The sequence below is a fragment of the Corynebacterium sp. 045007 genome, from assembly GCF_040743205.1.
GTDB classification, from domain to species: domain Bacteria; phylum Actinomycetota; class Actinomycetes; order Mycobacteriales; family Mycobacteriaceae; genus Corynebacterium; species Corynebacterium jeikeium_D.
The window spans coordinates 52490-71552 of record NZ_JBFLKW010000012.1 but is presented as its reverse complement, the minus strand read 5'-3'; the positions used below and the strand labels follow the sequence as shown (position 1 = coordinate 71552).

At 58.6% G+C, this 19063-nt stretch carries 13 protein-coding genes and 1 riboswitch; of the genes, 9 read left to right on the top strand and 4 right to left on the bottom strand.

Annotation, left to right across the window (positions count from 1 at the left end; all coding sequences use genetic code 11):
- Window positions 1-205: 205 nt before the first annotated feature.
- On the top strand, window positions 206-361 hold the full coding sequence (locus AB1Z34_RS07475; RefSeq protein WP_016421428.1) for a hypothetical protein: 156 nt from the start codon (window positions 206-208) through the stop codon (window positions 359-361).
- A 66-nt stretch (window positions 362-427) separates the two neighbouring features.
- Here AB1Z34_RS07475 and trpB read toward each other — a convergent pair whose 3' ends face one another.
- Window positions 428-1753 carry a tryptophan synthase subunit beta gene (trpB, locus tag AB1Z34_RS07470; RefSeq protein WP_016421427.1) on the bottom strand — a complete coding sequence of 442 codons (1326 nt, stop codon included), beginning with the start codon at window positions 1751-1753 and terminating at the stop codon, window positions 428-430.
- Between the two features lie 435 nt (window positions 1754-2188).
- Between trpB and AB1Z34_RS07465 the strand changes: the two genes are divergently transcribed.
- Both AB1Z34_RS07465 and AB1Z34_RS07460 read left to right on the top strand, forming a co-directional pair.
- On the top strand, window positions 2189-3619 hold the full coding sequence (locus tag AB1Z34_RS07465; protein WP_016421426.1) for a TrkH family potassium uptake protein: 1431 nt from the start codon (window positions 2189-2191) through the stop codon (window positions 3617-3619).
- A complete protein-coding gene (locus AB1Z34_RS07460; RefSeq protein ID WP_016421425.1) occupies window positions 3612-4313 on the top strand; it encodes a TrkA family potassium uptake protein in 702 nt (233 codons plus the stop codon). The genes AB1Z34_RS07465 and AB1Z34_RS07460 overlap by 8 nt, the downstream gene beginning before the upstream one ends.
- Before the next feature lie 10 nt (window positions 4314-4323).
- Here AB1Z34_RS07460 and AB1Z34_RS07455 read toward each other — a convergent pair whose 3' ends face one another.
- A complete protein-coding gene (locus AB1Z34_RS07455; RefSeq protein ID WP_016421424.1) occupies window positions 4324-4665 on the bottom strand; it encodes a hypothetical protein in 342 nt (113 codons plus the stop codon).
- A 4-nt stretch (window positions 4666-4669) separates the two neighbouring features.
- Window positions 4670-5428, bottom strand: coding sequence for a thiamine phosphate synthase (locus tag AB1Z34_RS07450; RefSeq protein ID WP_016421423.1), 759 nt, complete (start codon window positions 5426-5428; stop codon window positions 4670-4672).
- A gap of 70 nt (window positions 5429-5498) precedes the next feature.
- A riboswitch (TPP riboswitch) is annotated at window positions 5499-5621 on the top strand.
- Between the two features lie 7 nt (window positions 5622-5628).
- On the opposite strand from AB1Z34_RS07450, the gene thiO reads away from it, so the two are divergent.
- Genes thiO through AB1Z34_RS07430 form a run of 4 tightly spaced genes read left to right on the top strand, consistent with a single transcriptional unit; the run spans window position 5629 to window position 9125 of the window.
- On the top strand, window positions 5629-6804 hold the full coding sequence (gene thiO / locus AB1Z34_RS07445; protein ID WP_231367210.1) for a glycine oxidase ThiO: 1176 nt from the start codon (window positions 5629-5631) through the stop codon (window positions 6802-6804).
- Between the two features lie 13 nt (window positions 6805-6817).
- Entirely contained in the window at window positions 6818-7051 is a 234-nt protein-coding gene (gene thiS, locus AB1Z34_RS07440) for a sulfur carrier protein ThiS (protein ID WP_016421421.1), read from the top strand.
- Between the two features lie 29 nt (window positions 7052-7080).
- On the top strand, window positions 7081-7926 hold the full coding sequence (locus AB1Z34_RS07435) for a thiazole synthase (protein WP_141752745.1): 846 nt from the start codon (window positions 7081-7083) through the stop codon (window positions 7924-7926).
- Window positions 7926-9125, top strand: a complete 1200-nt coding sequence (locus AB1Z34_RS07430) for a ThiF family adenylyltransferase (protein WP_367158142.1) — start codon at window positions 7926-7928, stop codon at window positions 9123-9125. The genes AB1Z34_RS07435 and AB1Z34_RS07430 overlap by 1 nt, the downstream gene beginning before the upstream one ends.
- A gap of 36 nt (window positions 9126-9161) precedes the next feature.
- Here the strand turns inward: AB1Z34_RS07430 and AB1Z34_RS07425 are convergent, their stop codons facing one another.
- The gene (locus tag AB1Z34_RS07425) at window positions 9162-10748 is read right to left on the bottom strand and encodes an alkaline phosphatase D family protein (protein ID WP_016421418.1); all 1587 of its coding nucleotides are present in this window, start codon (window positions 10746-10748) and stop codon (window positions 9162-9164) included.
- A 209-nt stretch (window positions 10749-10957) separates the two neighbouring features.
- On the opposite strand from AB1Z34_RS07425, the gene AB1Z34_RS07420 reads away from it, so the two are divergent.
- Complete coding sequence (locus AB1Z34_RS07420; protein WP_367158141.1) at window positions 10958-12769, top strand: BCCT family transporter; 1812 nt, start codon at window positions 10958-10960, stop codon at window positions 12767-12769.
- Window positions 12770-13204: 435 nt separating this feature from the next.
- The gene (locus AB1Z34_RS07415; RefSeq protein WP_367158140.1) at window positions 13205-18604 is read left to right on the top strand and encodes a G5 domain-containing protein; all 5400 of its coding nucleotides are present in this window, start codon (window positions 13205-13207) and stop codon (window positions 18602-18604) included.
- Window positions 18605-19063: the final 459 nt, after the last annotated feature.

The following is a 19063-nucleotide window of genomic DNA, read 5'->3' as shown; positions in this document are numbered from 1 at the left end:
TGCGCTAAAAAACGTCCAAAAGTTAACAAAAGGTTAACTAAAAATAAAGTTTAGTGCTTGCCAGGTCTTGTGTTGTGGTCTACGGTTGCAAGTCATAAGTTCCAATCGGTTCGATGAAACATTGTTTCAACTGCGGAATCGCAAAGAATCGGTTGGAGAAGTCCAACAATAAAGATCAAAGAGATCTTAAGAGAGGTGACCTCTGATGAACGCATTCAACGAGATTATGGATACTGTGTCCCCGATTTTCCGGGACGGCAAGGAATCTAAGCAGGATGCGCTGGCATCGCTGCTTGCCGAAGCCATCGTGGAGGCGAACCCGAACCAGGGCATCGCCGCCGACGACCGCCGCGCTGCCTAACAAGAATTAGCTTTGGTCCGATTCCTGCTAGGCAGCTAGTGGGGAAGCAATCCCTACTGGTTATTCCTACTGGTTCAGGTACTCCCGGACCTGCTCCATATCCTTATCACCGCGACCCGACAGGTTCACGAGCAACAGCAAAGGCTCATCGCCTTCGTGAACCGGCAGCCCGAGCTCGCTACCAGCGGCAGGGTCGGTTTCACGGAGTCGCGCAATTTTAATGGCCTGCGCCAGCGCATGCGAGGATTCCATCGCCGGAATAATGCCCTCCATGCGGCTGAGCAGCTGGAACGCTTCCAGCGCCTCCTCGTCGGTAATCCCGACATAGCTGGCGCGGCCATTCTCCTTCAGCATGCCGTGCTCCGGGCCAACAGACGGGTAATCCAAGCCCGCCGAGATGGAGTGCGATGGCAACACCTCGCCGTCGTCGGAAAGCATGACAAATGAGCGCATGCCGTGAAGGACGCCAGTCTTGCCCGCATTGATGGGCGCGCCGTGACGATCGGTGTCGAGTCCCTCACCTGCGGGCTCGACGCCAATGAGGGCGACATCGGAGTCGTCGATGTAGTTAGCAAATGCACCGATGGCGTTGGAGCCGCCACCGACGGCTGCGATCACAGCGTCGGGAAGCTTGCCGTAACGCTCGACCATCTGGCTGCGTGATTCCTCCGAGATGACCTGCTGGAATTCACGCACGATAGTGGGGAATGGGTGCGGACCGGCGGCGGTGCCCAGCAGGTAGAAAGTGGAGTCGAGAGTCTTGCTCCACTCGACCAGTGCCTCGTCAATAGCATCTTTCAAACCGGCCTCGCCGGTGGTGACGGGAACGACCTTCGCGCCCATGAGCTCCATGCGCTCGACATTGGGGTGCTGGCGGGCGACATCGTGCGCGCCCATGTAAATCTCGCACTCAAGTCCCAGCAGCGCTGCGGCCATCGCGGTGGCCGTGCCGTGCTGGCCTGCACCCGTCTCAGCAATGAGGCGGGTTTTTCCCATGCGCTTTGCCAGCAGCGCCTGGCCGACCACGTTGTTGCCCTTGTGCGCGCCGCCGTGGTTCAAATCCTCGCGTTTCAGCACAATCGTCGTGTTCGGCGTGGATAGACGACGGCATTCGAACAGCGGGGTCGCGCGGCCGAGGAAATCGCGACGCAGTTCTTCCAGCTCGCGCTGGAACTCCGGATCGCTCATCGCCTCGATGTAAGCCGCTTCCAGTTCATCGAGAGCTGGCAGCAGGAACTCTGGCACTTCCTGTCCGCCGAAGCGACCGAAAAATGCAGGTAAGAGGGTTTCGCGCACCTCGCCCGCGCCGTTAACGCTTGCCGACGGCACCCTAGTTGCAGTCGGTGCTGAAGCCTTGGCGATGGCATCCGCGCTGGGGTTGTAATCAGTCATTGAGGGGGCCTTTCGTTGCTGTTGTTTATTTCAGCGGGCCCTGGTTCTCTTTGTCGAACCGATAAAAGTCTCGAACCGATAAAAGAAAAGAGCCCGCCAGATTTATCTTCTTGCGAGCTCGTACTTGACGGGTTTGCCGTCGACATTAATGAGATGACGTGACGTTGCTCGCAGACTTAAGCGAGCCACCACCACTGTGCGCCGCACGGCGCGGGTGTGTTCATCAGGGGTGTCATCATGAATCTGACCATAACTCAAGGTTTCCGCAGTAGCCAAAGCGGGGTGGGGTGTGGGGGCGGGGATTAAGCGCGAATTGTGTACGGATATTGCAACTGTGCATGGGGCGTAAGGCAGTTCCCCTATTAGTCGGGTACGCGTAAGGGGCAGAATTCTCGGATCCCCTCGACACCGCTGGCCACGAGGACTAACGTTTCGATGGTGATTACGCTGTCGCGGCAGACCACTAAATCACGTCGGGGAGTTCGTCCCACGACGTTGGTGGTGTGGTGTTATGTCGCCCTCATAACCGTTGGCACGGTTTTGTTAATGCTGCCGATTTCGGCAGCCAATAGCCACCCCACGGGGCAGTGTGCCCCGAGCCCTGGGGATATGTGCCTGCCCACGGCGCTGTCTGATGCGCTGTTCACAGCCACCTCGGCAACGAGCCTGACCGGATTGATCACCGTAGATACGGCTACCCATTGGTCAACCTTCGGCAAAGTCGTCATCATGTTGTTGATTCAGCTGGGTGGCCTCGGGTTCATGACCTTGGCTTCTCTTTTTGGCCTCTTCGTAGCAGGAAGGCTCGGCCTGAACCGCCGTGCCGGTGCGCGCGTTGAGGGCCGCGGTATGGACATGGGCGAGATCTCGTGGGTTGTCCGTGCTGCCGTTAGCTTCACGCTGTTGGTGGAGTTTGTTGTGGCAGTGGCACTTATGCTGCGGTTCCACCTAGGTTATGGGTACGGCTGGGGGAGAGCTGCGTGGGAGGGCTTGTTCCATGCCATCTCAAGCTTCAACAATGCCGGTTTTGCTCTGTATACGGACAACGTCATTGGGTTCCGCAGTGATGCCTGGATACTTTTGCCGTTGGCCTTCTCTCTTATCGTTGGTGGTCTGGGTTTTTCTGTTCTGCTCGAGGCTTGGCGACACCTGAAAGCGTGGCTTAGTGTCCGCACGCGAGGGCAGTTGCCTAAACGCTGGTCTCTGACTACTCGCTTCACTATCAAAGGCACCATCCTGCTGATTGCTTTGGGCACAATCATGGTGGCATTTGGTGAGTGGTCCAATGCCATGTCTGGATTCACTACAGGGGAGAAGATACTCAACTCATTCTTCGCTAGTGTGAGCCCGCGTACCGCGGGGTTCAACGCGCTCGATTACGCGGACTTCCACCCATCGACACTGCTGGGCACTGACTTCCTCATGTTCATTGGCGGCGGCACCGGTGGTACTGCAGGTGGCGTGAAAATCACGACGTCGGCAGTCATTCTCGCCGCCGTTCTCGCGGAGATTCGCGGTGACACCTCCGTGTCCGTGGCTCGGCGGCGCCTCAATCCAAAGGTGCTGCGTCAGGCCCTCGTCGTTCTTGCATTCGGTATTGGCCAGGTTTTTCTGGCAGTGATCGCCGTCAGTTTCCTAGCGCCACAGTTTTCTACTGATCAAATCCTTTTTGAAGTAGTCAGTGCCTTCGCCACGGTAGGCCTATCCACAGGCATAACCGCTAATCTGCCGGTGGCAGCACAGGCAATCTTCATCGTGCTGATGTTCACCGGACGTGTTGGCCCGATCGCTTTGGCGACGGCCTTGGCCGCCCGCCCACGCCAGCGCATCTACGAATATCCGGAAGAAAGGCCCTTCATTGGCTAACTCGAAATTCAACCCGTTTGCTGGTTTTGCAGAGCATTTCGCCGACCAAGTCAGCTCTTCTCCTGTTGTAATCCTTGGCATGGGGCGTTTCGGACAGGCGCTCGGCGAGGAGCTGGTCGCTGGCGGTATCGAGGTTCTCTGCGTAGACCATCGCGAAAAGGTGGTTCAGGAGCTGTCCTCGACCTTCGACCACGTGGTCACCGCCGACACCACCATGCCGGAAGTACTGAAGCAGCTCGGTGTCGATGAAGCCGAACGCGTGGTCATTGCAATCGGCAGTGATATCGAAGCGTCGTTACTGACCGCGTCCGCGCTGGTGGACATGGATGTACCGCTGATTTGGGCGAAAGCTGATAACCAGGCTCACGCCAAGATTCTGGGCCAGATCGGTGTGCACCATGTCATTCGCCCGGAGGCCGACACTGGCCGTCGTATTGCGCACCTAATCGGCGGCAAGGTCCAGGACTTCCTTGAGTTCGATCGCGACTACGCAGTCGGTAAGGTCGCGCCGCCGATCCATTGCCTGGATAAGACCGTGGCGGAGATTAACCAGAGCGCACCGATTACGGTTGTCGCCGTGCAAAAGCGCGGTCAGCGCTTCCGCCCTGCGCTTGCCGACGACCGCATTACCGCAGGTGACCTGTTGATTGTCTCGGGCGCCATTCGGCAGTTGGAGACGTTCGCCGGAGAGTAGGCGTTGATTGCTACTTGTCGCCGTGGCTGTCGATTCCTTCGACTCCCGTGACCGTTGTCAGTAGGAAGACGGAATCCGCTAGAGCCTTCACTCCGTGCTTGACGTGGGTGAGCACTTTGAGATTGCCCTCGGAAATCGTGGTTTTATCGGCACCGGTGATTTCAACTTCGCCAACAAGCACAAGCATCGAGGCTGCGGGCGGCGAGTTATGGGCGGAAAGCTCAGTTCCTTCAGTCAGTGCGATGAGAGTCTGGCGTAGCGGGCCGTCGTGGACAACAATTTCCGCAGCGCGGCCATTACTGTTGCTTTTGGCCTGAGCGAGAAGTTCGTCCTTGTGGGAAAGAATCCTCATGGTCCTAGCTCCTTGGTGAAACCACAGCGCGCAGAGCACGCGCTGCCTCTTCCGGATTCTCCGCATCGGTCAGTGCGCGAACCACCACAATGCGCTCCGCACCAGCGGCGATAACTTCGCCGGCGGTCTCGGCGTTGATACCGCCGATTGCCCACCATGGCTTTACCGGGTCACTTGCGCCGCGGTCGTGCGGGCGCACAATATCGGCCACGGAATCTTGGTGGGACTCCGCTGAACCCTGTGCACGCGCCCTCCGCACGAGTGCCGCAGCTTCACAGACCATCTCGACTCCGACGGGTTGACGGTCGGGCTTCGTCGGGGTGGCATACACCGGACCGATTACCGCGTAATCGATGCCATCGTCGGCAAGCGAGGCGGCGAACATGTCCAGATTTCGGTTGGATCGGCCGATGAGAACCTCGGGGCCAACGATCTGGCGGGCCTGCTCGGTGGTGAGGTCCTCCTGGCCCACATGCAGGATGTCTGCGCCGGTCAGTGCGGCAATGTCGGCGCGGTCATTGACGGCGAAGAGCTTGCCGTGTTCAGCGGCGACCTCGGCGAGGGTCTCCACAGCGGCAATCTCGTCGCGGGTGTCGACTTTCTTGTCGCGCAGCTGGATGATGTCGGTGCCGCCTTCGTAACAGGCGTGCAGGAATTCGCGCAGATCACCGCGGGATGCGCGCGAGTCGGTGCAGAGGTACAGGCGGGCGTCGGCAAGCAGGGCGCGTCGTGTTGTGCGAGTGGCGGCTGATGAGGCGTTCATGTCCCCATGTTAGGCGAGGTTGGGGATGCGGTGTCGTGGCGGTGAGTCCGAAGTCATATGATGGGGGAGTACCACGTTCCGCGGGAGCCGTACTCGGTATCGATGAGATGCCGCTGGCTGAGAGGGCGAGTAACGCCGACCGCTTTTACCTGATGCGGGTTATGCCGCCGGAGGGAGGAATGGCAGTGAATGCTGCCGCTATGGGTGCTGCCTCGACAAGTGAGGGCGGCACAGGGGAGACGTCGTCGAGCGTTGTTATCGCAGGCGCGGGCATTATCGGCTTGGCGACGGCATGGAGACTACTCCGCCAGGGATTCGATGTGACCGTCCTCGATGCCGAGCCCGTTTCCGGCGCAACCTTCGCCGCAGCTGGCATGCTGGCGCCGGTGGCCGAAGTCGTGTGGGATCAGCCGACGCTGTATCCGCTGATGGTGGAGTCGGGCAAGCTTTACCGCGACTTTGCCCTCGCCATCGCCGAGGAATCGGGCCACGATGTCGGCTACATCGAGAATTCCACGTTTGTTTGTGCGGGCGATGCCGCTGACCGGCAGACACTCAGCGAGCTCGTTGAGCTGCAGCATGACATGGGCATGGAGATTAACCGCATCACTGCCACCGAGGCGCGCCGGGCAGAACCGGCACTGGGGCCGGGCTGTGTTGGTGCGGTGGATATTCCGGGAGATCACCAGGTCAATCCGCGTCTGCTCGCCGAGGCGTTGCTGACCATTCTGGGAGACCGCGTCATCCGCACCCGCGCGGAAGAGGTTATTTACGCTTCCGATGCCGACCCCCGCCAAGCCATTGGGCTGCGCGGTACGGACCGAAATGACTACCTCGCCGATGAGGTCGTTCTGGCTGCGGGGCTGAACACTGCTGACATCGCGGGGCTGCCGGAGAATCTGAATCTGCCGCTGCGCCCGGTCTATGGGGATGTGCTGCGGCTGCGTGTACCGGAGCGCTTACAGCCACTGGTCACTCGCACTATTCGCGGTGTGGTTCAGGGGCGTCCGGTTTATATCGTCCCGCGTGCCGACGGCACCGTCGTGCTCGGCGCAACCTCGCGTGAAGATGACCTGACCGGTGTCTCCGCCGAAGGAGTCCACCAGCTACTCCGCGACGCATACCGCCTGGTGCCCGGCATTCTCGACTGCGAAATCTACGAGATGACCGCCCGCGCCCGGCCTGGCTCCCCAGACGATGTCCCCATGATTGGTCGCGTGGCTCCAGGACTGACCGTGTCGACCGGCTACTTCCGCCACGGCATTCTGCTTACCGCCATCGGTTCCAAGCTCACGGCCGATGTCGTCGCAGGTCGAGAAACTGACAACGACCCGGCGCTTCTTTCCGCCGTCAATCCATTCCGCTTCAGCGATTAGAGGAGGCTCGCTTATGTCCACCACAACACTCAATGGCGAAGGCTACACACCGGCTGCGGGGGAGATGGTCGCAGATCTCGTCGCAAAGCACACGGGGCACGCGCTTAACGACGACGGCACCGCCGCGGACGGCACCCGCCTGGGAATCGCGGTAGCCGTGGATGGCGCGGTAATCCCGCGTGCCAAGTGGACGACCACACCCGTGGCAGGCGCCATCGACATCGTGACAGCAGTTCAGGGAGGCTAGAGATGACCGAGAATTCCGCACAAGCAAAGATGTCCGCACAGGCAAACGAAACCGGGGCGGCGAGCGGACTTACACGCGAACCGCTGCGCATTGGCGGACTGGAGTTGAACTCCCGTCTGATTATGGGAACTGGCGGTGCGACCAGCATGGATACGCTGGAGCGCGCGCTGGTGGCTTCGGGCACCGAGCTGACTACGGTGGCGATGCGCCGTTTTACGCCCGGTACGAAGCAGAACGTTTTTGAGATTCTGCAGCGCAACAATATTGCGGCGCTGCCGAATACTGCGGGGTGCTATACCGCTCGTGACGCGGTGCTGACTGCGCAGTTGGCCCGCGAGGCGCTGGAAACCAACCTGCTGAAGCTCGAGGTCATCGCCGACGAGGACACGCTGCTGCCGGACCCGGTCGAGCTGGTTGCGGCAGCGGAGCAGTTGGTAGCTGACGACTTCGTCGTCTTCGCTTACACCAACGACGATCCGGCGCTGGCCAAGCGGCTGGAAGATCTGGGCTGTGCAGCTGTCATGCCGGCGGGCTCGCCGATTGGCACTGGTCTGGGCATTCTTAACCCACACAACATCGAGCTGATTGTGGACCGCGCGAATGTGCCCATCATCCTGGATGCGGGCATCGGTACCGCGTCTGAGGCAGCTCAGGCGATGGAACTTGGCTGCGATGCAGTGCTGCTGGCATCCGCAGTGACCCGTGCACATGATCCGGTGGGCATGGCCACGGCGATGCGCTTCGGCGTTGAGGCAGGACTGACTGCTCGCGAGTCCGGCCGCATTCCACGGCGTCGACTAGCCCAGGCGAGCTCGTCGTTTGAGGGAATCATCACTGAGCGCGTCAGCGGCGCACGCGAGCAGGATTCTCTGTAATGGCGGAGCAGGGTGTCAATCTTTCGGACCGCGACCTGCGCCGGTACGCACGGCACCTAACACTGCCGGGCTTTGGTGCCGAGGGTCAGCGAACTTTGCGAGCCTCCCGCGTCCTCGTTATCGGAGCTGGCGGCTTGGGATCGCCTGCGCTGTTGTACCTGGCCGGGGCAGGGGTCGGGCACATCACCATCATTGACGATGACGTGGTCGACGAATCCAATCTTCAGCGCCAGGTCATTCACCGTGAGTCCGACATTGGTCGCCCGAAGGCCGAATCCGCCGCGGATGCCGTGCGGCGCCTTGACTCCGAGGCATCGGTGACCGCAATCGTCGGCAGGTTAAGCGTCGACAATGCTGAGGAGCTCTTCGCCACTCACGATGTAGTGCTCGACGGCGCGGACAACTTCGCCACGCGCTACCTGTCCTCCGATGCCGCGGAGTTGACCCGAACGCCACTGGTCTGGGCCACGATTCTGCAGTTCGCAGGGCAACTGTCCGTCTTCTGGCCTGGCCACGGCCCCATGCTTCGCGATCTTTACCCCGACATCCCCGATCCCGGCTCCGTGCCGTCGTGCGCCGCAGGCGGTGTCCTCGGCGCAATGGTCGGACAGATCGGCTCCATGATGGTCGTCGAAGCTATCAAGGTGCTCACTGGTGTCGGCAAGGTCGCCGTCGGCAAACTCGTGCTTATCGACGCCCTGGAGGCAACCACCCGCACACTGTCCTTTGCAGCCGACCCGGAGCGCGAACCCGTTTCCGACTTGACCGAAATTGCGCAGGTGTGCGCAGCTTCGTGGACCGAGGATGAGGAGGCCCCGGCGCAGAGCATGCGCAGCATTGGCCCCAACACGGCGCACGAGCTTCTTGCCGAGGGTGTGCCTCTCATCGATGTACGCGAGCCTGAAGAACACGCGGAGGCTGCCATTGCCGGATCTGTGCTTGTGCCACTCGGCAACATTCGCAGCCGTGGGTGGGCTGCGATTCGCGAAGCGTGGGCTGAGCGGAACCTCCAGTCGAACTACCCACGAGTTCTGATTCACTGCCACTCGGGAGCCCGCTCGCAACAGGCAATTGAGCTTCTGGCCAGCGATTCCGAGGCTGATGGCGCCACGCCGGAGCTCATCAACCTGGACGGAGGCATCGTGGCCTGGCAGGCTGCGGGGCAGGAGACCGTCGTAAAGCGTGGCGGAACGCACTAATTAGTGGCTACCGCCACGCGCTGTTGAACAGTGTGCCTACGCCTGCGGCTTCAGCGTTGTCGACCACAACTCGGTGCCACGAGTGGTGAGCAGACGGACGGTCATCTCGCGTGAGTCGCCGTCGATATCGACTTCGCCGAAGTGCTGGAAGTCCTGTGTGGGGTCGGCGTTGGCATTGTCTTTACCCGGTGCGTGGACGTACTCCACCTTCGGCCCGAAGGTCGAATCCATTTCGTTGGGGCCGAATGCGCCCGCGTGGAGAGGACCGGAGACGAATTCCCAGAAGGGTGCGAAGTCGGTGAACTGTGCGCGCTCTGGGCTGTAGTGGTGAGCCGCGGTGTAGTGCACATCGGCGGTGAGCCAGACGACATTTGAAACATCTTTAATGGCGCTGAGCAGGCGGGCGATTTCACGTTCACGTCCTGCAGGTGCACCGGCGGCACCATTGGATACGCTTTCTTGGTCACCATCGTCGCCGTCGGGGACGATGATTCCAAGCGGTAGGTCATTAGCAACAATCTTCCACGTCGCGCGGGAGTCCTTGAGGGAGTCGATTAACCAGTTGGTCTGCTTTTCGCCAAGGATTGGTTCTTCGGTTGTCGAGCGCGGATTATTGGAAGTGTTTTCTCCCTTGTAACTGCGCATATCCAGAATGAATATGTCTAGCAACGGGCCGTAGGAAACCTTGCGGTAGACGCGCCCATCTACAGCCATTTGTTGATCAATTGGCTGCCACTCATGGAAGGCCTGGTAGGCACGCTTGGCCAGGGTGTTGACATCGCGCTCGGTATAGCGATCATCGTCTAGGACTTCGTTGGGGTACCAGTTGTTGACTGTTTCGTGGTCATCCCACTGGACTAGCTGCGGAACCTGCGCATTGAAGGCCAAGTAGTTCTTGTCCATGAGGTTGTAGGAGTACTGGCCACGATACTCTTCGAGGGTTTCAGCAACCTTGGATTTGGCCGGAGTGACATGGTTGCGCCACACAGTGCCGTCGGAAAGCGTGACGGATTCATCCAGCGGACCGTCGGCATAGCAGGTATCGCCTGAGTGAATGAATAGGTCTGGATTGCGCTCCATCATGGTGGAAAAGCCGGTGTATCCACCGATTTCGTCGTTAATTCCCCAACCCTGACCTGCGACATCGCCGGACCAGTGCAGGCGGATGTTGGATGCGCGGTTTGGGGCAGTACGGAAGGTGCCGATAACGGGATCAGAGCAGATTCCAGTATCTGCCTCTTCGAGCGTGACACGATAGAAGATTTCCTGCCCCGGTTCGAGACCGACGACACGTAGACGTCCGGTGCCGTCAGTGTCTGGAGTTAACAGAGAGTTACTGCGGAATACCTTGGCATTCTGGAAGCTCTCAGTTGCAGCAGTTTCAACCACCATATGGGCGGGGCGGTCTGAGCGAGCCCAAATCAATGCGCCGTCGCCGCGGATATCGCCACTTGCAACGCCGTGGGTGAGCTGTGGCCGAGAACGCAGTAACCCTGGGGAGGCCAGTGACGGCGAACCCGGTGTAGCTGAAGCCGCAGCTCTAGAGGCATGAGCGAGCGTGACTGAAGTGGCAAGTGCGGTGGATGCGCCTAAACGTAGAGCGCTGCGACGGGAAAGCTGCATGGAGTCGAACGATAGGTTTTCCACTTTGACGTTCAGTTAAACCAGCGTGAACTCGAAGGAAAAAGTCGCAATTACAGAACAAAGGCTTAGTTATTGAGAATGACTGGGCTTCCTTTTGTAACGTAGATAACCGACTTGGGAGGAATGTGTCTTCCGAGCTGTCTTTTCTGAGACAAACAATCTAGAAGTGAAAGGCGCTGACCCCGATAATGGGATCTACACAAACGCCACAAGTAAAAACGCAAGAAAAGAAGTCGGGCGGTTTTCTTAAGAACCTGCCGACCGACCCGTTGATCTTCACGACGGCGATGGGTTTCATTGTCCTCTTTGTGGCAGTGACCATAGCGCTGGGGGATACCGCTCGGGATGCCTACTCGGCCGCTTCCGATTGGGTTACGTCTAACATGGGCTGGCTGTTCATCGGTGGTGTCTCGGCAAGCTTTATCTTCCTCATCGGCTTGTTTGTGTCCCGCTACGGACGCATCCAGCTTGGCGATGATGACGAAGAGCCCGAATACACCATCGCCGAGTGGTTCGGCATGCTCTTCGCCGGTGGTACTGGCTCCATGCTGATGTTCTGGGGCGTGGCTGAACCGCTCAACCACGCTTACAACCCGCCGTTCGGTCAAGAGCCGATGAGCCGCGAAGCTCAGAACACTGCGATGGCATTTACCATCTACCACCTGGGTATTCACATGTGGGTCATCATGGCGCTGCCGGGGCTCGCGCTGGGGTACTTCATTTACAAGCGTCACCTGCCGCCGCGCGTCTCCTCCATCTTCGCGCCGCTGCTCGGTACCCGCATCTACTCATGGCCGGGCAAGCTTATCGACGCCGTCGCCATCATCGGTACCGTCGTCGGTATCGCGGTATCGGTGGGCATGGGTGCGCTGCAGATTAACTCCGGTGCTGCACGTGTAATCGGTACCCCGGAAAGCTCGATGGTGCAGCTCATTCTGATTGCCATCATTATTGTGATTGCCTCGATTTCCGTGGCCCGCGGTCTGGACAAAGGTATTAAGGTGTTGTCCAATGCCAACATTTGGGCAGCCATGGCATTGATGGTCTTCGTGCTGCTCATGGGCCCGACATTGACGCTGCTGCGCCAGACCGTCGATACGACAGGTGTCTACTTGGATGCGTTGCCGCGCATCATGTTCTGGACTGACTCCTACGACGTCAACCCGAATTGGAAACAGGGCGCCTGGACGGTCTTCTATTGGGCCTGGACAATCTGCTGGTCGCCATTTGTGGGCATGTTCGTCGCCCGTATTTCCCGCGGCCGTACAGTCCGTCAGTTCATTGCCGGTGTGATTGCACTGCCGACAATCGTGTCAATCATGTGGTTCTCTATCTTCGGCCGCGCTGGCTTCGAACTGGAAAATGAGCAGCCGGGCATTCTGACGGAACCAGTCGTCGAAGGAGGGGATCCCTCGCCGGCTCTATTTATCCTGCTGGAGCAGTACCCACTGGCAACCCTTGTCAGTGTGTTTGCGCTCTTTGTGATCATGATCTTCTTCGTCACCTCCATTGACTCCGCTTCGATGGTGATGGACATGATGTCCACCGGTGAGGAAAACAAGGCTCCGACCTTCTACCGAGTCCTGTGGGGCATCATGATCGGTGCTGTGGCAGCTTCTCTGCTGCTGATTTCTGGTGAAACTGCACTGGAAGCGCTGCAATCCGCGGTGATTGTCATTGGTGTGCCGTTCTTCTTCCTCCACTTCATCATGATGTACTCCCTGGTCAAGGGCATGAGCGATGACCATATGGCCGTGCGCAAGCCGGTTACTCGCCAGTGGAAGAAGACCGATACTCCGGAGAAGCTGGAGAAGCACGAAGCAGCGCCCGCGCCGGGCTACGACGAAGAGGGCAATGAGCTGCCGCGCTTTGAGTACACCCACGATGAAGAGGGGCGCCTGGTTATTCAGTCCGATGTGGTCGTTGAAGGTGAGTTTGAGTCTGGCGAAAAGTCGGAATCCGAGAGGCCAGAGGAGTCGGAGACCAAGTCTGAGTCGTAGGAGAGCACGGTCGCAGTAGTGCCCGGCACTTGTGGCCACGCTATTCACCTATCGTTGCGCTGTAGCGTGGCCATCAGTGAGTAGCGCATCGATAGGAGCGAAGCAAAGCCAACTAAGAAAACGCCGCCCACGGAAACCAAAAGTAGTTTCGGTGGGCGGTGTTTTGTATTCGTTGTGCCAGTTTGCCAAGCGTTGCTTTCGCCGAAATTTCAGGGGTCTATGGGGGTGTCACCAGGATTTATGGCATTAATTTTGCATGCTAAACTGTGGGTGCACCCTTTTTTTACGGTTTGCGGTTAAGTGTCACCGAGCTTTCTGGGTGGTGAACATCCAAGTGTTGATCCTCAAAGTCTCGCTAACAGACTCGGTGAGGTGCCAGCGGGCCCGTACCAGGTGGGTAAGGATAGGAAAATTGGATAAGGACGCAAAATGCGTATGAAATTACCGGAAGCGTTAAAGAAGCGCTCCGTACGCGCTCCTTTGGCTGTGCTAACAGTCGCAGCCGTAGTTGGTAGCGCGATCGGAGTTGCTCCGAATTTTGTCTCTTCACAGCCGGAGGCGGTAGCTGCAGAACTCTCCGGCGGTATCCGCGACAAGTCCGGCGCGGTGGAGAAGGACGCCCAGAAGGCCTCCGACCTCCCGGCCGGTTCGTGTGTTGTCTCGGAGAGCACTTCGGAGGGCAGCCAGGCTGGTTTCAGCTGGAACACCTTGGAACCTGCGGCTGACAGCCCTTCGAAAACACTGTGGGGTTTGAGCGTCTCCTTCGATAACTCGAAGGACCGCACGTTCGCTGATTGGAGCTTTACCAATTCAGGGTTGTTGTCGGTGGTTCTCGATGCGAGACAGGTCCCCTCTATGGGGGCCGGTCAGACCTTTCTTCCGGGCGAGGTAGTCACCCACAAGGCCGACGAAATCCTCGATATTACTGCTTCTGGGCGACAGCGAAACCTGAACCTAAACGCGGAACTGACCGACGCGAAAGTCAAGCAGTTCGCTGAGGCCACTGCCGCTAACCCGGTGCGTTATGCCTGGCAGAGCAACTACAAGCAAGCGCGCACTTCCGCTCCGTTTGCCACTCAGGGAGACTCCGCAACCTTTGCGGCTGTCGTAAATCCGTGGCCGAGCGAGAACATCGAATGTAACCCGATCACGGTCTCGTGGGAGAGCTTCGAAAAGCACGTTATCGTCCCCGGTGAGGAAACCAAGGTCGGTAAGATTAACGTTCCTGCTGTGACGGGCGGCGGCACGGATGATTCGATGTCCCGCATGGTCGTGGAGGCCTACGACGGCAACGGCAAGTTCATCGGTACCACCGACCCAGCGGCCTCCGGTGGCACCAAGAACCTGCGTATCGACGAAGCGACCGGCGAGATTTTCTTCACCTGGCCTGAGTACCGCGGTACCGACCTGGCAACTGATAAGAACGTGAACTTCTCCGTTCTGGCAAAGCCGCGTAGCGTGGACCAGCTCCAGGCTGCAGCTAAGAGCCACAATGAGTTTATCGAGCATGACGGAGCCTTCAACAGCTCCAACTCGCTGACGCGCTACAACAAGGCAAACGTCATCGACTCCAAGGCGTTCTCCCTGGATGACACGGAGTACCACTCCCCGAAGTATGACAAGGAAGATGCTTCGATCATCTCGGGCGTCGATAGCGCAACCGGCCCCTTGGCAACCGAGCCGCAGAAGGTCGTCTTCAAGCAGGTACCAGATAAGATCAAGGACCTGGTGAAGAAGAAGGGTGACGGCGGCTTCGAGGCCAAGGTCGAGCTGGACGAGAAGTACGTCTACGAGGGTTGGACCGTCGAGATGGACGAGGACTACAACGTCACCGTCACCGCTCCGGAAAACCCGAAGCCGGGCACCTTCGCACGCCCGAAGGTCATAGTGGAATACTCGAATGGCTCCACCGATGAACTTGAGCTGCTCGTCGTGGTCGACCCGAACAATACCCAGGTCACTGACCTGGTGCGCCCGGGTCTTGCCAAGGGCAAGGTGAATGAAGACATCACCTCTCAGATCACCACCAAGTCCATCATGAAGGGCCATAAGCCGGTTCACCCGGCCAAGTTTGAGATTGACCCGTCCACTGTCCCGGAAGGGTGGACCGTCAAGGTCGACGACACAGGTAAGGTCACCGCGAAGGCGGACGACTCTGTCGCGCCGGGAACCGTCATCACTCCAAAGGTGAAGGCGACCTATCCGGACCAGACCACCGATGAGATCGAGGTCCAGTTCCAGGCCATCGTGGACATCAAGATCCCGACTTACGACACTGTAACTGGTCAGCCAAATGCGAACGTCAGCCTCACTCCGGAACTCCCCGAGCGCGGGCTGAGCGGAAACACCTCCGACGAGGCTCCGACGCGCTACACCTTCGAGGACGGTACTAACCAGACCACCCTTAAGAGCGAGGATGGCAAGACGTGGACTGTCTACGTTGATGAGAAGACTGGTGAGATTAAGACCACCATTCCGAGGGACGCGCACGAAGGAGACATTCTTAATGTCCCAGTCCTCGCGCACTACAGTGATGAGGGCAAGCAGAAGCCGCAGACGGTTGTAGGCACCGTTGTCGTTATTAAGGGTGACCTGCAGGCAAACTACGATGTCCAGACCACTGGACCGGGTCAGTCCGTCGAACATCATGTCGACGGTCCGCCGGAGGGCTCTACTTTCTCCTTCGGACAGAAAGACGGCAAGCCGGTCCTCACTCAGAATGTTGACGGCTGGGAGTACAAGGTTGACCCGAACACCGGTGTCGTTACCTCGACTCCGCCGGCCGATGCGAAGCCGGGCGACAAGAATACCGTCACCGTGACGGTTAATGCCCCAGGCGGTCGTGCTACTCAGACGCCGGTTACTACCGTCGTGAAGCTGACTAATGCCTGGGAAGCAGATCCGTCTTACCCAACAGAGACGGTGTACCCGGGGGATACCGCAAAGCTGCCGTTAAACCTCGACAAGCCGGATAACGTAAACGTCGCCAAGGACAACCCATACGAGCTGGGCGAAGTTCCGGCTGGTTGGACTGTCAGTATTGACGACAATGGCGAGATCACCGCAACCGCCCCTGCGGATGCGAAGCCGGGTGACCAGGTCAAGATTCCGGTCACCGTGACCTACGAGGACGGCTCTACGGATACCGCTTACGCTGTGGTTAACGTTGTCGACGTTCCGACGCGTGAGGTCCCGTTCAAGGTCGAGTACAAGTACGACGACACCATTCCTGCCGGCGAGTACAAGGTTGAAACCAAGGGCGTTCCTGGCAAGGAAAAGATGACCAAGGACGGCCAGTGGGAGCAGACCGAGGCGCCGGTTAATGAGGTCGTCGTCATCGGAACCAAGGTTACTGAAAGCGAAAGCGCCGAGACTGTAACTTGGACGGTTCCGATTCCGTACCCGACCGAGGTTCGCGAGAACCCGGACCTGGCACCTGGTGAAATCAGGGTTGTCCAGGAAGGCGAGAACGGTGAGAAGACCTTTACTGCTAACTTCACCGCGAAGGGCGACAAGGCTGAGGTAACCGAGGAGAAGACCACGAAGGAACCTGTTACTCGCATTGTTGAGTATGGTCCCGGCGTGGAGCCATCGGAACTGGTGACCAAGACCGAGAAGCCGATTCCGTTTGAGACTGAAATTGTTTTCGACGACACCCTGGAAAAGGGTACTCAGGTCGTCGATCAGGAGGGTCAGCTCGGAACTGAGGTCGAAACTTCGACTCAGAAGATTGTGGACGGCAAGCCGTCCGGCGACCCTAAGGTGACCACTGAGCGCACCAAGGAGCCGGTCAAGCAGGTTATCCGTGTTGGCACGAAGACCGTGGGCACTCACACTACTGAGTACGAGGTAGACGTCCCGTTTGAGACTGAGATCATCTTCGACGAGAATCTGGAAGCCGGCACGCAGGAGACTGTCCAGGAAGGCAAGCTAGGCAAGGACAAGGTCACAACGACCCAGACCATCGAAAACTCGACGGTTGTGGATTCCAAGACCGAAACCGTGCGAGTGGCTGAGCCGGTCAAGAAGATCATCAAGGTCGGTACCAAGGGCAAGCCTGCATCCACGACCATCGAGTGGACTGAAAAGACTCCGTTCGAGGTCGAGGTTCGGGTCAACCCTGAGCTGAAGCCTGGTGAGACCAAGGTCGTCCAGGAAGGTAAGCAGGGCGAAATCAAGCACACCGTTAAGGTGAATGCTGACAACGGGGAAATCTCCACGGATGAGTCCTCTGAGAAAATCAGCGACCCGGTAAACCAGATCATCGAGGTTGGCCCGGCCAAGGGCCGCGAGACCGCATTAACGGATAAGCACACGGAGAAGATTCCGTACGACACCCTCATTGAGTACGACCCGAACCTGGAAGTCGGCAGGGTTGTCGAGGAACAGGCCGGTGAGTTCGGTGAGAAGGAAATCACCAAGACCTGGAAGCTCGAGAACGGTGAGCCGGTAGGTGATCCGGAGATTTCGGAGACCGTTACTAAGGACAAGCAGGATCGAAAGATTCGCGTGGGCACTAAGTGCAAGTGCGAGCCGACGCCTCCTGTTGACCCGAGCGAGCCGACTGAGCCGACTGAGCCGACGGACCCGAGTGAGCCGACGGACCCGAGTGAGCCGACTGAAAAGTGTGAGCCGGTGACCACGTCTGACTCGTGGATTGAAAAGACTCCGTTCGACACCCTGGTCAGTACTAACCCGGATCTGGAGCCTGGCGAAACCAAGGTTGTTCAGGAGGGAACTCCAGGCGAGGTCAAGCACACTGTCACGATTACGGTTGACAGCGACGGCAATGTGGTCAAGGAGGATTCGTCTGAGACAATCAGCGATCCTGTCGACCGCATTGTCGAGGTCGGTCCTGCTGAGGGTGAGGCCCAGCTGACGGATAAGCACACTGCGCCGATTCCGTTCGATACCATCATCGAGTACGACGAGACCCTCGAAGCCGGCAAGGTTATTGAGGATCAGCCTGGTGTCACTGGTGAGAAGGAAATCACCAACACCTGGAATCTCGAGGACGGTGAGTTTGTGGGCGAGCCGGAAACTTCTGAAGAGGTTCTCAAGGAGAAGCAGGATCGTGTGATTCGCGTGGGCACCAAGCTCGACTGCGAGCCGACTGAGCCGACGGACCCGAGCGAGCCGACTGACCCGACCAAGCCGAACGAACCGACTGACCCGACCAAGCCGGGTAAGCCAGGTGACAAGCCAAGCAAGCCGGACAAGCCAGGCAAGCCGGACAAGCCAGGCAAGCCAGGTGATTCCGACAAGCCGGGTAAGCCGGACAAGCCAGGCAAGCCAGGTGATTCCGACAAGCCGGGTAAGCCGGACAAGCCAGGCAAGCCAGGTGATTCCGACAAGCCGGGTAAGCCCGACAAGCCAGGCAAGCCAGGTGATTCCGACAAGCCGGGTAAGCCCGACAAGCCGGGCGATAAGCCAGGCAAGCCCGATGACAAGCCAGGCAAGCCGGGTAAGGACGGAAGTTCCTCGAGCTCCAGCTCTAAGGGCGGTTCCTCTTCGGGCTCCAGCTCAAAGGGTGGAAGCAGCTCAGGTTCTAGCTCCTCGGGCTCTAGCTCCAAGGGTGGTAGCACTTCGGGCTCCAGCTCCAAGGGCGGAAGCTCCTCCAGCGGTAGCCTCTCTGGTGGAAGCTCCTCCAGTGGAAATACCTCGGGCCACAGCAGCTCGGGTGGCAGCACCTCGAGCTCCAGCTCCAAGGGTGGGTCTTCTCTGGCTGTCACCGGCGCTAAGGTCGCTGGCACGCTAGGAATCGCAGCAATGCTGTTGCTGGCTGGTGGTATTTTGCTAGCGGTTCGTAAGCGCCACTCGCAGAATGAAAACTAGTGATACCAAGGCTTTCGAGCCGCATTGCTAGCTCCTAAAAGGAGACGGCGGGAATATAGGAGAACTCCTGTATTCCCGCCATTTTTCATTCAATCCACCGGAATGGCACTCGCAAGTGGTAACTGGGTCTTGGTTTGCTTTCTAGGTGACACGAAACAGACCCCGATACTCCATATGTGCAGGCCAGATGAAGAACAACGACGTCCCCTCCAAAGGAACCATTAGATGGTGATGTAAAATCCCCAACTGCGGCAGCTCCACAACCCGGCGTTAAGTAGCAAAGCGGACAACCCGACAAACTACGGGCTGCAAATGTGAAACTGTGTGAGTTTATGACACTTTCAAGCCATTTTTCGGGCCATTTTCGTCATAAACGCAGTCAGTAACTCGCATCGCCCCGCCGCCGCTGTCATAAACGCAGTCAGTAACTCGCATTGGGGTAAGCAGCAAAAGATGCCC